Below are 12,438 nucleotides of genomic sequence, written 5' to 3'. Positions count from 1 at the left end.
GGCACGAATGCCCTTTTGTGGTTGGAGTTTAGGGAGCTTAGCGTTATAACGGGCAACTGAATCCAACGGCAGTGCCTTTGTACAGCTCCTTGAAATCGCCGGTGTAGGTGATTTTCAACTCTGTATAGAGGGGGTTAATCACTTTAAACACATGTTGATTGGCTCCCAGCCGTTGCCAGACCCGCAGCAGCATCTGTCCATCCAGTTCAATGAGTACGATTTTACCGGGTGTGGGTTCCATCTCCTGATCGATTTGCACTGTGCTGCCAGTGGGTATGTGCACTTTCTCAGCATTGGTCGGATCGATCATTGAGTCATTGTCCAGCCGGATCAGAAAACTCTCACGATCCGACTGAATAAAACGAACACCGGAATCTTTCTGAATGGCTTTCTGCTTGTCGTTAATCTCTTCGTAAAAGGCATTGATATCGTCAAGACTGATGACCGGCAGTGCGTTGGGATCAGGTTCTTCTTCACCGGTATCCAGCCAGTGAACGCTGACATCCAGTACCTTGGCGATGGCCATCTTCTTTTCCAGTTTGGGGTTTCGGCCCTTATTCATCCACATACTGTACAGGGCAGAGCTGCAGCCAATCTCCCGGGCGATCTGGGCGTCGGTCAATTTCAACGCTTTGGCTTTCTGTTTTACGCGATCTGTCCAGTGTGTTGACACGTTATTCCCACCGTTTCGTTATTCCATGTTTGGTGAAAATTTATCACAGATGCGGACTTTGAGAATCCCTTCATAAAGCGATCTGTTGAATTAAGGCTTTACAAAAATTAATAAAACTGGTTATTGTTAAGCGCAAGACTAACAAAAGTTAGTTTAAGATCGATAAATAATTACAAAATGGAAGGTTGATCATGGAACTGCCTGACAATAAACCCTGGGAAAACCTCCACAGAACCCGCGAATCCGCCAGCCTCACCCAGACCCAGATGGGGTTTCTCATCGGTACCTCCAGTTCACAGTACGGAAAAATCGAAGCGGGACACATCAGTATGGACCTGCATCGCATCCGTATCTGCCACCTGCTGGGCGTGAAGTGGCCCCAGCTGAACGTGGCACCGGACGCATACCACCAACAGTATCTGGATCGTGCCGTTAAGGTTTTGCTGCATCGGCTGGATTCGATCCTTGAAGTGATTGGCTGTGATGCGGATCAGCTGGATGACCGAGCTGTGGTGGCTGTCCCTGAACCATTAACGGAAAACGCACCGGACATTATTCCCCGGGACACGGCTTACCCACGTCCCGACCATTCTCCCATCGCGTTGCGTATCGATGCCCAGGGGCTACCTGTGCTGATTCGCAATGACGTGGAAGTGGTGATCCAGAATACCGACGCCCCGATCATCGGGCTGGCATTGAAAGCCATAGGAGGCACAGCATGAATCAGGAACGTCAAAACACGACGGTGAGTGAAGAGAGTGTACCGGAGACCTGGTATGACATTCCGTGGCCTATTCGGGGGCACCATCCTCACTTTGAGATGACCCACGATATCTACGATGAGCTGGTGAAAACCTATCCCAGCATCCATGTAGAACAGGAACTGATCAGTGCTTATCTCTACATGAAGGATCGTTTTCCGGGGTGCAGTGAGGGGCGATTCACGCGGTTTATCACCAACTGGATGGAGAAGAACGAGCAGGTCAAGCGCAAGACCAACCGGTGGTTTGGTGGGGCTGCAGATGGGAGACGTCCTTGAAAGGATTTGGAAAAGTCTCCGGCCAGTTTTGGATCAGTGATGATATTCAGTCGCTGTCGGATAAAGCCAAGCTACTGGCTCTTTATCTGCTTACCACCGGTCACGGGAATCTGATTGGTATCTTCAGGATGCCCAAAGGGTACATTGCAGCTGACCTTAACTGGGATGAGCCGAGCGTTGAGCGAGCGATTACCGAGCTAACGACGAGCGGTTTCCTATTGGCCTCTGAGCATTGCCATTACATCTGCATTCCCCAGTTCATGGAACACAATCCCGTGGACAATATCACTCAGATTGATGCCCGGCTGAAGCTGCTGGTAAGGCTTCCCGAATCGCTACTGGAAGACCTGCCGGAAGTGACCTCCGTTATTCAACGGGCGGTGTCGAAAGCCAGTGATTACAGGGGGTCGAAGCAAACCGATGTTTTACTGAAAACCGCTCGGGAGATGCTCGGAAAATGCTCGGCAGAATCTCGCCTAGAGAATAAGAGAAATAGAGAAGAAGAGAATAAGAGAAATATTTACAAGACATATGTGCAGTCTGACGACCGCACGCCCCCCAGGACGGGGGAAGTGCCCTCAAGTATCGGGAGCACGACTGGTGCGACCCCCAGGACGGGGGAAGTGCCCTCAAGTGTCGGGAGCATAACTGAGCAACCCAGTCCGGTGACTCAGAAACCCGCTGAAAAACCGGATGAGCTGTCAGCAGATTTTGAGCAGTGGTGGACGAACTTCCCAAAACGTGAGGGCAAAAAGGGCTACAAGCAGAAAACCTTCAACAAGTACCGGAAGCTGATTCGGCAAGGGGGCTTCACCCCTGAACAACTGCTGGCCAACCTGATGGCCTACCGCCGCTACTGTGACGAAACCGGCACCACCGGCACCCAGTACGTGATGACCACGGAACCCTACCTGAATAATACCGACAACCTGACCAATCTGTGGACGGTGAACCATGAAGCAAGGCAAAGAACTTCTGGCAGACCCAGCGTGCTTGATCAATTCCTCGAAGCCAACGCAGAACACTACGCAGCAGAAAAAACGTCAGCCACAGGGTATGACCCCGAAGCAGATTGCGGACCTGTTTGGGACCATGATCGGTCTGTACGGAGCGAAGTGGACACGGGAGCACGGTCTGGCGGATCGGACGGGGCAGTGGCTGGATACCCTGATCGACCTGCATCCGAACCAGCTGGAGCTGGGCATTCGCCGGGTGAAACGGGAGGGGAACGATTGGCCTCCCTCGGCGCCGGAGTTCCGCCGGTTCTGTCAGCCGAAGCCGGAGGATATGGGGCTGCCGGAAATGGTGAAAGCCTGGCAGGAAGCCAATGACCATGCCGGTTCACCAAACCACCACCCATGGTCCCATCGGGCGGTGTATCTGGCAGGGCGGGCGGCAGGCTGGCATGAGTTGCGTTCTGCTGGCTCAGCACAGGAGTGTCGCGATGTGAAGGTGAAATTTGCCAATGCCTATCAGGCACTGACCAACCGGGTGTTGAAAGGTGAGCCACTGGAGGAGCAGCTGGCCATCGAACACCAGTTTGATCCGGCGATTTACTCCAGCCAGTTGCAGCGGGAGACCATGAGCGACCAGGGAATTGATCCGCTGGATGGTCAGGGAGCCAGGGCAAAACTGAAGGGGATGTTCTGATGGCCGTTGCTCTGCAACTGGTACGCAGCTATCAGCCGCAACCGGTCCTGTTGCCGGTCTCGGCCAACGATGAGGCCTTCGTCCTCAAGCTGAAACCGGGGCAGGTGATCAGCGGCGAGTTTCGCAAGGCACGTAATGCCCTGTTTCACCGGAAGTTCATGAAGTTGTGCCGCATTGCCTATGACGTCTTTGAGCAGCTGCCACAGGCACCGGTCAGGATGGCAGGGGCCAACCAGTGGGTGACACCTCAGCCGGACTTTAACGAATTCCGCTACTGGGCCATGGTCAAGGCCGGTTTTTATGATGTGGTGGGCTATCCGGATGGCAGGGTGCGGGTACGGGCAAAAAGCGTGTCGTTCGTGAATATGGAACAGGTGGAGTTTGAGAAAGTCTACTCCGCCGTGCTGGATGTGGTTCTCCGGTATGTACTGAGCCCCCAGAGGGGATGGAGTCGGGAACAGGTGGACCAACTGGTGGATAGGCTGGTCAATTTCGATTAAAGCATGGTGACAAGGAGATCATGATGGGATCATTTTCAGGGTACGAGGAGAGCCCTGCGTTTGATGACGAAAGCCCCTGTCGGAACTGTGCCTGGTATGAGTATTGCCAGAGCAAACGCGCAGCCTGTGGTCGTTTTTTTCAATACGTGGAATCGGGCGAGAACCGTCGCTACCCCAAAAGTACGAGCAGCATGGCAACGCGGAAGGCGCAGGGGAAAGCGCAATTACCGATGTATGACTTTTACTGGGCGTATCCGACTCGTGGTATCTATTACAAAGTGTTTGAAGCGACGTTTAAGGAGGACGTGCTGGCACTTTCCAGAGACATGACACTGACCGAAGCTGCCTTTGAACTGAAGGTCAGCAAAAAGTATCTGGCCCGCAAGCTCAGGGATTGGAAAGAGGCCGATGACCAGTAAAGAGCGTGATTATCTGCAGGCTGTCGCACAACTCGGTTGCATTGCCTGTCGTAAGAATGGATTGCCCGGTACCCCTGCCGAAGTTCATCATCAGCGCAGTGGCACCGGAGCGGGAAGACGGGCCAGTCACTTCGACACCATGCCACTGTGTCCTGGCCATCACCGGTTTTACGACGATGCCATTCATCGCAATGCCACCCTGTTTATCAGCCGCTATGGATCGGAGCTGGCGCTGGTAAAACAGACACGGGACGAGGTGGCGCTATTCCGTCAGAGCTTTATTGGGTGAACATCGAATAAGAACAGAACAAGAGGGACGCCATATGATACCGAAAAATGCCAGCGGATTTTTGATGGGCAGTTATTACAAAGTGGGCAGGCACAACAGGCTCTACTACTGGGATGATGAGTGGAAACGGAGCCACCTCAGTACCGATGAATTTCTAAAACAGCTGTCTAAGAAAAAAAGCCCCTTTGATACAGAGCATTAGAAGAACAGACAGGAGTGTGACATGTATCTGGTACTGGAACAGGCACTGAAACGGATCTTCGGAACCCCTGAGCTGATGATCAAGAACCCGGGCTGGCATCAGGAAGTGAATTCAGGCTACCGCACTCTGTCTTTGAATCATGAGACCAGCACCCGGGATGAACGATTGGCTGGTGATGGCGCATGCCAGCGTTATCTGCGCCAGACCATGCGACCAGAACTTCATGGCATTCTGATCATTCGTTATGGCGAAGAACATGACCACAGTCGCAGGGCCACGGCATGGCAGCAGGTGCAACACCATTTTCGCAGCGATGAGCGATTACCGGAACCGATTCGCTGCAATCCAGTCTTGTTGAGACTCTGGATGATGCATGAGTTACAGCTACCGGAGTTGCGAGGCCGTAAAGGTAAGATCGAGATCAAGGGCAAGAGTGAGCGAACGGTTTATCGCTGGAAGAACGCCTGTCATCGGGTTGGCAATGAGTGGATACATCTGGCGGAAGATCAGGCTCAGGAGATATTGGAGCAGGCAGGTTTACTTCAATACGGCTGGTAATCCGTCATCAAAAAACACACGTCAGCCCCGTCGGCTTGAAGTTGGATGTCAGTAAATGTACGGTAAAACCTCATGTTGGGGAAGTTCCCGATAACACAATCTCAAGCTTGAAATTCTGTAAAAAAGCCCGGCTCTGATGTCGGGTTTTTTTATGTCCATGGATGGACGGTATCCCGGAAATGTCGGGAGCCATTTTCAGGACATTCCACCGCCAAACTGAACCACTAAAAAAAGGGACATCATGTTTCACTTTTCCGCTTCATCAAAGCGACAGTTGTCGACTTGTGATGAGCGGCTTCAGCGTGTGTTCAATAAAGTGATCGAGCATTACGACTGTACAATTATCTGCGGTCATCGAAGTGAAGCTAACCAGATGCTGGCGTTTGAGAGTGGCAAGTCGGAATTGCAGTGGCCTGACAGTAACCACAACGAGCTACCCAGTAAGGCGGTGGATGTGATGCCTTATCCCATCAACTGGTTCGACGATCAACGAGCTGCCCACTTTGCCGGTTTTGTTCTGGGCATTGCACAGGGAATGGGCATCAAACTGCGCTGGGGTGGTGACTGGGACCGGGATGGTGAAATCAAGGATCACCGGTTTAAGGATTACCCTCACTTTGAGCTGATGGACGATGATTAACCTGAACCCGATGGCAGGGATAGCCAAAGAGCTGATGGGTGGACTTGATGCTTTGTTCACATCCGATGAAGAGCGGGCCAAAGCCGAATTGTCGTTGAATCATCAGTTGCAACAACCCCATATCCTGCAGGCGATGGCCACTATCGAAGAGGCCAAACATCCCTCGGTCTTTGTCTCTGGCTGGCGGCCTGCACTGGGTTGGCTCTGTGTATTGATTCTGGCCTGGACCTGGATTGTTCGTGATGCAGTGATCATCGGTTTGATGCTTGTGGATAAAGCCGAAGTGGTTCAGCAGTTACCCACAGCCGACACCAGTACCGTGATTACTCTGTTGCTCTGCTTGCTGGGGCTGGGTGGTGCCCGGACGTTGGAAAAACTGAAAGGCGTGGCCAGGAGATAGTCATGGCAGACGAAGAACGGTTCAATCGGATCGAGCAGAAGCTGGATGGCATTACCCAGATCCTGCAGACCCTGGCCAAACACGATGAGCGCATGGTTAATTTGGCGCTGCGGGAAAAGCGCAGTGAAGAACGGTTGGATTCCATTGAAAAAGCCGTGCTGAAGAACTCCACCATCAGCAGTGTGATTCAGTGGATCGCGGCTACCACCACGGCAGGCATCATCGCCTTTGCCATCAAGCAGTTTTTCTGATCATGGCCAACCACAGTAAATACACGCCGGACATGTGCGACCAGGTGAAGGAGCTGATGAGCACCGGTTTAAGCCGAAAGGCCACGGCTACAGAAATGGGAATCAGCTATAACACGTTCCTGTCGTACATCGATAAGCATGATGAATTTGCCGAAGCTGTGGCCCAGGCGGATGTGCTGGCGGAGGTGTTCTGGGAAGAGAAGTATATGCAGGGCGCGTTGGGTATGAACAAGGATGTCTCCCCCGCCATGCTGATCATGTACATGAAAAACCGCTACCACTGGCGTGATCGGCACGAACAGACCGTGGTAGCGGAAAAGATACCGACGCTGGACGAATGGCTGGAAGAACAGGACGGGTAGCTCTCGGTAAAAAGCCTGCCAAGGAGCGGCTGCTCACCGAGTTTACGTTCTACGCCCGCAAATGCCTGAAGATCCGCACCAAAAGCGCCAAAGTCATTTCCTTCCAACTCAACAAAGCCCAACTTTACCTAGACAGCCGGATCGAAGACCAGCGACAGCGCACCGGTAAGGTAAGAATCGTGGTGCTTAAAGGCAGACAACAAGGCTGCTCTACCTATACTGAAGGCCGGTTTTACTGGTTGGTGAGCAATCGCAAGGGATTAAGGGCTTATATCCTGACCCACGAAGCGGATGCCACCGCCAATCTGTTTGATATGGTGCAGCGGTATCACGACAATCAGCCACCGTTTACCCAGAGGGAACTGAAAAATAAAAGCTCCAAACTGTTGGAGTTTTACCACGATTCCGGGTATCGGGTGGGCACCGCTGGCAATAAAGGAGCAGGTCGATCATCCACGGCACAACTGTTTCATGGATCAGAAGTGGCATTCTGGCCCAATGCGGATGAACACCTGGCGGGAGTTTTACAGGCAGTACCCAATGAGAAAAATACTGAGGTCATTCTGGAGAGCACTGCTAACGGCGTTGGTGGTGTGTTTTATGATTATGTTATGGACGCTGATGCTGGGCGCGGTGATTTTGAACTGGTGTTTATACCTTGGTTCTGGCAGGACGAGTACCGCAGCAAAGTCCCCGCCGACTTCACGACAGATGCCGACGAACGATACCTGAAACGTAACTATTCAGCACCCTTCATATAAATCTGGAATTTTCTGATTTTTCGACCATCATCTTATACTCAATTTTTCTAACAAATCTCCAGTATGGAACCAGACTTCCCAGCTACTCCGTTTACCGAAGCTCTCCTTAAAGAGAATGAAGAGCTTCGGACCGAGAATGCGCTTTTACGGGAACGTTGCAGCGAACTGGAAGAAAGGGTTAATAAAAACAGTCAAAACAGTAGTAAGCCACCATCGTCAGATGGTTATCAAAAGCCCAGTAAAAAAGGGAGTGATAAAGGTGATACATCTTCCAAAGAAGCCCCCTGCTCCTCACAGGAAACACCGAACCCCAAAAGCCTTAGACCATCTTCAGGCAATAAACCAGGTGGCCAGAAAGGTCATCAAGGCTCTTGTTTGAGACGTGTCGCCTTACCCGATTATGTCAGGCATCTGAAGGTTGAAAAATGTTGCTGTTGCCAGTCTTCGCTTATCGATATTAAACCCACCAAATACATTGAGCGACAGGTTTTTGATCCAGGTAGACCCGGAGAATTTGAAGTTACCGCGTACTGGGCAGACGTTAAAGTATGTCCTTGTGGTAAACGGAACACCGCTGAGTTTCCCCAAGGAGTGAAAGCCGCTGCTCAATACGGAGAAGTGACTCAGGCAATGGCTGTTCATTTAAACCAGTATCACTTCATCCCATATCACCGGGTGTCTGAGTATTTCAATACTATTTATTGCATGAGTGTCAGCGCAGGCTCTGTTGCCAATTTTGTTGCCTATACCCATGAGAACCTGGCCTCTACTGAGCAGAGTATCCGCGATGCTTTACAAGAAAGTCCGGTTGCAGGAGCGGATGAAACTGGCATGCGGGTTGACGGTTCACTGTGGTGGTTACACATTATGCGAGATGACCAATGGACGCTTTACTACCTCTCAGAAAGGCGAGGTTGTGAAGCAATGGATGCAATGGGCATCCTGCTGACTTTTGCAGGCATTCTGGTTCACGATCATTGGAAGTCCTACTTTGCCTATGCGGCAGTGCATGTGCTTTGTAATGCCCATCATCTGAGAGAGCTTCAGGGAGTTGTCGATAGGGATGCGAATAAGCTGGCTCTGCGGCTGATGAAATTGCTTACGCTCTCCTGGCACTTCTGCAAGAAATACAAAGCAGCCGGTCTGACTCAAATGCCTGGTGCAATACAGCTTCGCATTGAGACGATATACGACCAAATCCTTCAAAGGGCTCTCACGAAGGAAACCGCTTATATGGAAAAACAACGACAGGTGCTTGGACGTAAGAAGGTCAGGAATACCAAGGCCTACAACCTGTTCAAAAGGCTTATTGAGTTTAAGGTTGAAACGTTGCGCTTCATGTCGGACTTTTCAATTCCCTTCGATAACAATGGCAGTGAACGTGATGCCAGGATGGCCAAACTTAAGCAGAAGATCTCAGGCTGCTTCAGAAGCGAAGACGGAGGTACCATGTTTACCCGAATCCGAAGCTATTTATCATCTGCTAAAAAGCAGGGGTTGAACATATTTCAGGCGCTTCTTAAAGCGGTTCGAAATTACAACAATACGCCTTTGCTGGGTGCTGAATAGTTACCCTGAAACAACAGTATGAACTGGATGATGGGCAGCTGCAGTGGCGTCGTCAGAAAATCTATGAGCTGAAGTCGGAAGACAAGTTCAAACAGGAATACCCCTGCAATATTCAAGAGGCGTTTCTATTCTCTGGGCGGCCTGTCTTTGATCCCAAACATACCGAAGCGGCGAAGCTGGAGTGCTATTCGCCCAAGTGGCAGTGCGAGTTATCACCCAATGGCTTGAACCGGAAGAAACCGGGACTGTTAAAAATCTGGTATCCACCAGATGGTGCCCAGCAGTATGTGATTGGCTGCGATGTAGCTGAAGGGTTAGCCCCGATCAATGACAAACACAAGCATGGTGATTTTTCATCCATCGACGTATTGGATCGTTCCGGTTATCAGGTTGCCCACTGGTCTGGCCATGTGGCACCGGATGACCTGGGCAAGATGTTGAACCACTTGGGGCGTTACTACAACAATGCCCTGATTGGTGTGGAAAGAAACAACCACGGTCTGACCACCATCACCAAGCTGAAAGATCTGAAGTACCCCAATCTCTATATGGAAACTACCGTGGATCAGCGGACCCAGAAACGCACCAAGCGGATTGGTTGGCTCACCACCACAAAATCAAAACCACTGATGATTGACCATCTTGCGGCATTGCTCAGGGATGGCGATGCGGGTATCTGCAATGTAGAGACGGTGAAGGAATGCCAGACCTACGTTATTGAAGATAACGGCGCCACCAATGCTCAGGAAGGTTGCTTCGATGATCGAGTGGTCAGCTATGCCATCGCCCAGCAGATGGTGCTAAAGCTGCCCCGCAGGAAGATCAATATCAATGAGCTGAAATATCGCTCACCAGGGAAATCGGCTTACTGATGGAACGGACAATCATTCTTTTTACCCAGCAGATGGTAGGGAGCTGGCCAGCCATTATGGCCGGACATCGCCTTGAATGGCAGCGACGCAGAGGCAAGAAGGTCAAGTGATGGAACACGGACTGGTAATGGTCGCTACCCCGGATGAGGTGACTCAAGCTGAGATGAACTCTTCTCTGGACAAAGAACGTCGTGAACAAGCGGTACGTGATGCCTTTGCTTCAGATCTCTACAGCCGCTGGCAAGGCTATCGGGAAGCTCGCCGGGAAGTGGAAGACGAGTGGCTGGATGCCCTGCGTGCGGTAAAAGGTGAATACGGTCCCGAGCAAGAAAAGGTGATGGAAGAGCAGCAGGCGTTAAGCCGGGTATTTATCAAGATCACCGCCACCAAGGTTAATGCCGCTTATTCTCGACTGGTGGATCTGCTGTTTCAAAACGTGGACAGTTTCTGGGATATTGTGCCCAGCCCAATGGCCGACATTCCGGCGTCGATTAAACGACAGATCCGGATGATGGCCATTCAGGAACTGCTCCCCTATCGACTTGATCCCCACACCCGTAACCAACTCATCCAGGAACGAAACGATGAGATGGAACGGGCGCTGATGGCCGAAGCGCTGGAACGCGCCAACGAAGCCGCTATGAAAATGAAGCGGTTGATCAAGGACTACCTGATCAATGCCAACGCGCTCACCGAAATCAAAAAGATGGTGAAGGAGCAAGTCACCCTTGGCACTGGCTGTATCAAGGTGGCCACGCTGAATATCCGCAACCATGAGAAGTGGGAGAGCGAGGGTGATGAGTGGAAACTGATCGAGCGCCAGAGCATTGAGCCGGATATTGAATGGGCCAGTGTCTTTGATCTGTTTCCCGATCCCTATTCCCACGATCCCGGCAAGCCGAACGATCTGTTCCGCCGCCATGTGCTGACCAAACATGAGCTACGGGAACTGGCAGGCAGTCACGGTTTCGAGACCGAGACCATTCACGCCATTCTGATGGAGTCTCCCCAGGGAAACCATGTCCCTGAAGATTACGAACGGGAGCTGCGTAATATCAACGACAACGATGAGCAGCATGTGACACCTAACCGTTTTGATGTCCTCGAGTACTGGGGGGCGGTGGATGGCCAGCAGCTGCAGGAGTATGGGGTTGATGATATTGATGAGCAGGCCGAGTACCAGGCCAACATCTGGATCTGCGATGGCCGGATGATCATGGCACGGCTCAATCCGCTAAAGCCGGAAGCGATCCCCTACAAGTTTGTTCCTTATGAAAGTGTGCTGCACCGGTTCTGGGGCATCGGCATCCCCTACATGATGAACGACAGCCAGGATGTGATGAACTCCACTGGCCGGGCGCTGCTGGACAATGCCGCTCTCACCGCTGGCCCCATGTTCCAGATGGATGTGAGTAAATTTCCGGAAGGGATGAGCCTGGAAGATGCCAAGAAGATCTATCCCTATCGGCTCTGGTTTTATGATGGTGAGGCCGGTGAGGGGCCAATGATTCAGGCCATCAATATCCAGAGCAACCAGAAGGATCTTTCCGGTATCTTTGAACTGTTCCGGCGCTTTGCGGATGAAGAAACCTCACTCCCCAGTTACACCCACGGCGAACAGACCCAGAACCTGAACAAAACCGCCAGCGGCATGAGCATGCTGATGACTGCTGCCAATGTGGCTCTGAAAAGCGTGGTGAAAAACATTGACGACTACGCCACGGTGCCACTGATCGACAGCCTGTTTAATTTCGCCATGCGCTGGAGTGACAGCGAAGATGCGAAGCGGGGCGATCTGGATGTGGTGGCGATGGGCAGTGCGGCACTGGTGGCCAAAGAGCTGCAATCGGAACGGATGATGAATGCCCTGAATGTCAGTATGAACCCGGTACTGGGGCCGATGACCGACCACCGCTATCTCTATAACGAGTACCTGAAGTCTCTGGATATTGATCCGGATAAAGCCCTGCGCCCTGAGGAAGAACTCTATGCCCAATCCCCTGCACCTGACCAGCCAGGAGGCGGACGCGATCCTGCGGCTGGAAGGCAATCCGGATTACCAGACACTGGTCGAGCACCTGCAACGTCGCCGGGCGGAACTGCTGGAGAAAATGTCCCACGCCCGGGATTCAACGGAATTGCGCATCCTGCAGGGTAAGACTCAGGAGCTCAGTGATCTGATGCAGCTGTCGCAGCGATCGCGAACCTATTTACGACAATAACTTTCGTCGCTACCCGCTGTCCGCTCCCCGT

General features: G+C 51.9%; 17 protein-coding genes. 15 read left to right on the top strand and 2 right to left on the bottom strand.

Going from position 1 to position 12,438, the window contains the following annotated elements:
• Nucleotides 1-43: 43 nt before the first annotated feature.
• On the bottom strand, nt 44-673 hold the full coding sequence (locus tag ACOCLE_RS17185) for a LexA family transcriptional regulator (RefSeq protein WP_066017763.1): 630 nt from the start codon (nt 671-673) through the stop codon (nt 44-46).
• A 191-nt stretch (nt 674-864) separates the two neighbouring features.
• Here ACOCLE_RS17185 and ACOCLE_RS17180 point away from each other — a divergent pair, with 191 nt between their 5' ends.
• Together ACOCLE_RS17180 and ACOCLE_RS17175 are read left to right on the top strand one after the other, a co-directional pair.
• Nucleotides 865-1,395, top strand: coding sequence for a helix-turn-helix domain-containing protein (locus ACOCLE_RS17180; protein WP_419533489.1), 531 nt, complete (start codon nt 865-867; stop codon nt 1,393-1,395).
• On the top strand, nt 1,392-1,712 hold the full coding sequence (locus ACOCLE_RS17175; protein WP_419533488.1) for a hypothetical protein: 321 nt from the start codon (nt 1,392-1,394) through the stop codon (nt 1,710-1,712). The genes ACOCLE_RS17180 and ACOCLE_RS17175 overlap by 4 nt, the downstream gene beginning before the upstream one ends.
• Before the next feature lie 701 nt (nt 1,713-2,413).
• On the opposite strand, the gene ACOCLE_RS17170 is transcribed toward ACOCLE_RS17175, so the two are convergent.
• Entirely contained in the window at nt 2,414-2,668 is a 255-nt protein-coding gene (locus tag ACOCLE_RS17170; RefSeq protein ID WP_419533487.1) for a hypothetical protein, read from the bottom strand.
• On the opposite strand from ACOCLE_RS17170, the gene ACOCLE_RS17165 reads away from it, so the two are divergent.
• The 13 genes from ACOCLE_RS17165 (at nt 2,667) to ACOCLE_RS17105 (ending at nt 12,343) form a co-directional block, all read left to right on the top strand.
• Nucleotides 2,667-3,362, top strand: a complete 696-nt coding sequence (locus tag ACOCLE_RS17165) for a replication protein P (RefSeq protein WP_419533486.1) — start codon at nt 2,667-2,669, stop codon at nt 3,360-3,362. The genes ACOCLE_RS17170 and ACOCLE_RS17165 overlap by 2 nt on opposite strands.
• Nucleotides 3,362-3,862, top strand: coding sequence for a DUF1367 family protein (locus tag ACOCLE_RS17160; protein ID WP_419533485.1), 501 nt, complete (start codon nt 3,362-3,364; stop codon nt 3,860-3,862). The genes ACOCLE_RS17165 and ACOCLE_RS17160 overlap by 1 nt, the downstream gene beginning before the upstream one ends.
• Before the next feature lie 23 nt (nt 3,863-3,885).
• Nucleotides 3,886-4,281, top strand: coding sequence for a hypothetical protein (locus tag ACOCLE_RS17155; protein WP_419533484.1), 396 nt, complete (start codon nt 3,886-3,888; stop codon nt 4,279-4,281).
• Complete coding sequence (locus tag ACOCLE_RS17150) at nt 4,271-4,570, top strand: Ref family recombination enhancement nuclease (protein WP_419533483.1); 300 nt, start codon at nt 4,271-4,273, stop codon at nt 4,568-4,570. The genes ACOCLE_RS17155 and ACOCLE_RS17150 overlap by 11 nt, the downstream gene beginning before the upstream one ends.
• Nucleotides 4,571-4,793: 223 nt before the next feature.
• Nucleotides 4,794-5,330: a hypothetical protein gene (locus ACOCLE_RS17145; RefSeq protein WP_419533482.1), complete on the top strand. Its 537-nt coding sequence runs from the start codon at nt 4,794-4,796 to the stop codon at nt 5,328-5,330.
• A gap of 241 nt (nt 5,331-5,571) precedes the next feature.
• Complete coding sequence (locus ACOCLE_RS17140; protein WP_419533481.1) at nt 5,572-5,970, top strand: hypothetical protein; 399 nt, start codon at nt 5,572-5,574, stop codon at nt 5,968-5,970.
• The gene (locus ACOCLE_RS17135; protein WP_419533480.1) at nt 5,963-6,370 is read left to right on the top strand and encodes a 3TM-type holin; all 408 of its coding nucleotides are present in this window, start codon (nt 5,963-5,965) and stop codon (nt 6,368-6,370) included. The genes ACOCLE_RS17140 and ACOCLE_RS17135 overlap by 8 nt, the downstream gene beginning before the upstream one ends.
• 2 nt (nt 6,371-6,372) lie before the next feature.
• Nucleotides 6,373-6,621, top strand: coding sequence for a hypothetical protein (locus ACOCLE_RS17130; protein WP_066017877.1), 249 nt, complete (start codon nt 6,373-6,375; stop codon nt 6,619-6,621).
• A gap of 2 nt (nt 6,622-6,623) precedes the next feature.
• Nucleotides 6,624-6,983: a hypothetical protein gene (locus ACOCLE_RS17125; RefSeq protein ID WP_419533479.1), complete on the top strand. Its 360-nt coding sequence runs from the start codon at nt 6,624-6,626 to the stop codon at nt 6,981-6,983.
• Entirely contained in the window at nt 6,959-7,744 is a 786-nt protein-coding gene (locus ACOCLE_RS17120; protein WP_419533478.1) for a hypothetical protein, read from the top strand. Before ACOCLE_RS17125 ends, ACOCLE_RS17120 begins: the two co-directional genes overlap by 25 nt.
• A 63-nt stretch (nt 7,745-7,807) precedes the next feature.
• Nucleotides 7,808-9,313: an IS66 family transposase gene (gene tnpC, locus ACOCLE_RS17115; protein WP_419532963.1), complete on the top strand. Its 1,506-nt coding sequence runs from the start codon at nt 7,808-7,810 to the stop codon at nt 9,311-9,313.
• 224 nt (nt 9,314-9,537) lie between these two features.
• Complete coding sequence (locus ACOCLE_RS17110) at nt 9,538-10,185, top strand: hypothetical protein (protein ID WP_419533477.1); 648 nt, start codon at nt 9,538-9,540, stop codon at nt 10,183-10,185.
• A 109-nt stretch (nt 10,186-10,294) separates the two neighbouring features.
• A complete protein-coding gene (locus tag ACOCLE_RS17105; protein WP_419533476.1) occupies nt 10,295-12,343 on the top strand; it encodes a portal protein in 2,049 nt (682 codons plus the stop codon).
• The last annotated feature ends 95 nt before the right edge of the window (nt 12,344-12,438 follow it).

Origin of the sequence: Endozoicomonas sp. (assembly GCF_965196975.1) — a bacterium.
Classification (GTDB): Bacteria; Pseudomonadota; Gammaproteobacteria; order Pseudomonadales; family Endozoicomonadaceae; genus Endozoicomonas.
This window is presented reverse-complemented; position numbering and strand designations above follow the sequence as displayed.

Coding starts and splice junctions, on each gene's coding strand:
- ACOCLE_RS17150 (WP_419533483.1), top strand. CDS start 4,271: ATGACCAGTAAAGAGCGTGATTATCTGCAGGCTGTCGCACAACTCGGT.
- ACOCLE_RS17175 (WP_419533488.1), top strand. CDS start 1,392: ATGAATCAGGAACGTCAAAACACGACGGTGAGTGAAGAGAGTGTACCG.
- ACOCLE_RS17125 (WP_419533479.1), top strand. CDS start 6,624: ATGGCCAACCACAGTAAATACACGCCGGACATGTGCGACCAGGTGAAG.
- ACOCLE_RS17135 (WP_419533480.1), top strand. CDS start 5,963: ATGATTAACCTGAACCCGATGGCAGGGATAGCCAAAGAGCTGATGGGT.
- ACOCLE_RS17130 (WP_066017877.1), top strand. CDS start 6,373: ATGGCAGACGAAGAACGGTTCAATCGGATCGAGCAGAAGCTGGATGGC.
- tnpC (WP_419532963.1), top strand. CDS start 7,808: ATGGAACCAGACTTCCCAGCTACTCCGTTTACCGAAGCTCTCCTTAAA.
- ACOCLE_RS17165 (WP_419533486.1), top strand. CDS start 2,667: ATGAAGCAAGGCAAAGAACTTCTGGCAGACCCAGCGTGCTTGATCAAT.
- ACOCLE_RS17105 (WP_419533476.1), top strand. CDS start 10,295: ATGGAACACGGACTGGTAATGGTCGCTACCCCGGATGAGGTGACTCAA.
- ACOCLE_RS17170 (WP_419533487.1), bottom strand. CDS start 2,668: ATGGTTCACCGTCCACAGATTGGTCAGGTTGTCGGTATTATTCAGGTA.
- ACOCLE_RS17140 (WP_419533481.1), top strand. CDS start 5,572: ATGTTTCACTTTTCCGCTTCATCAAAGCGACAGTTGTCGACTTGTGAT.
- ACOCLE_RS17145 (WP_419533482.1), top strand. CDS start 4,794: ATGTATCTGGTACTGGAACAGGCACTGAAACGGATCTTCGGAACCCCT.
- ACOCLE_RS17180 (WP_419533489.1), top strand. CDS start 865: ATGGAACTGCCTGACAATAAACCCTGGGAAAACCTCCACAGAACCCGC.
- ACOCLE_RS17160 (WP_419533485.1), top strand. CDS start 3,362: ATGGCCGTTGCTCTGCAACTGGTACGCAGCTATCAGCCGCAACCGGTC.
- ACOCLE_RS17155 (WP_419533484.1), top strand. CDS start 3,886: ATGGGATCATTTTCAGGGTACGAGGAGAGCCCTGCGTTTGATGACGAA.
- ACOCLE_RS17120 (WP_419533478.1), top strand. CDS start 6,959: ATGGCTGGAAGAACAGGACGGGTAGCTCTCGGTAAAAAGCCTGCCAAG.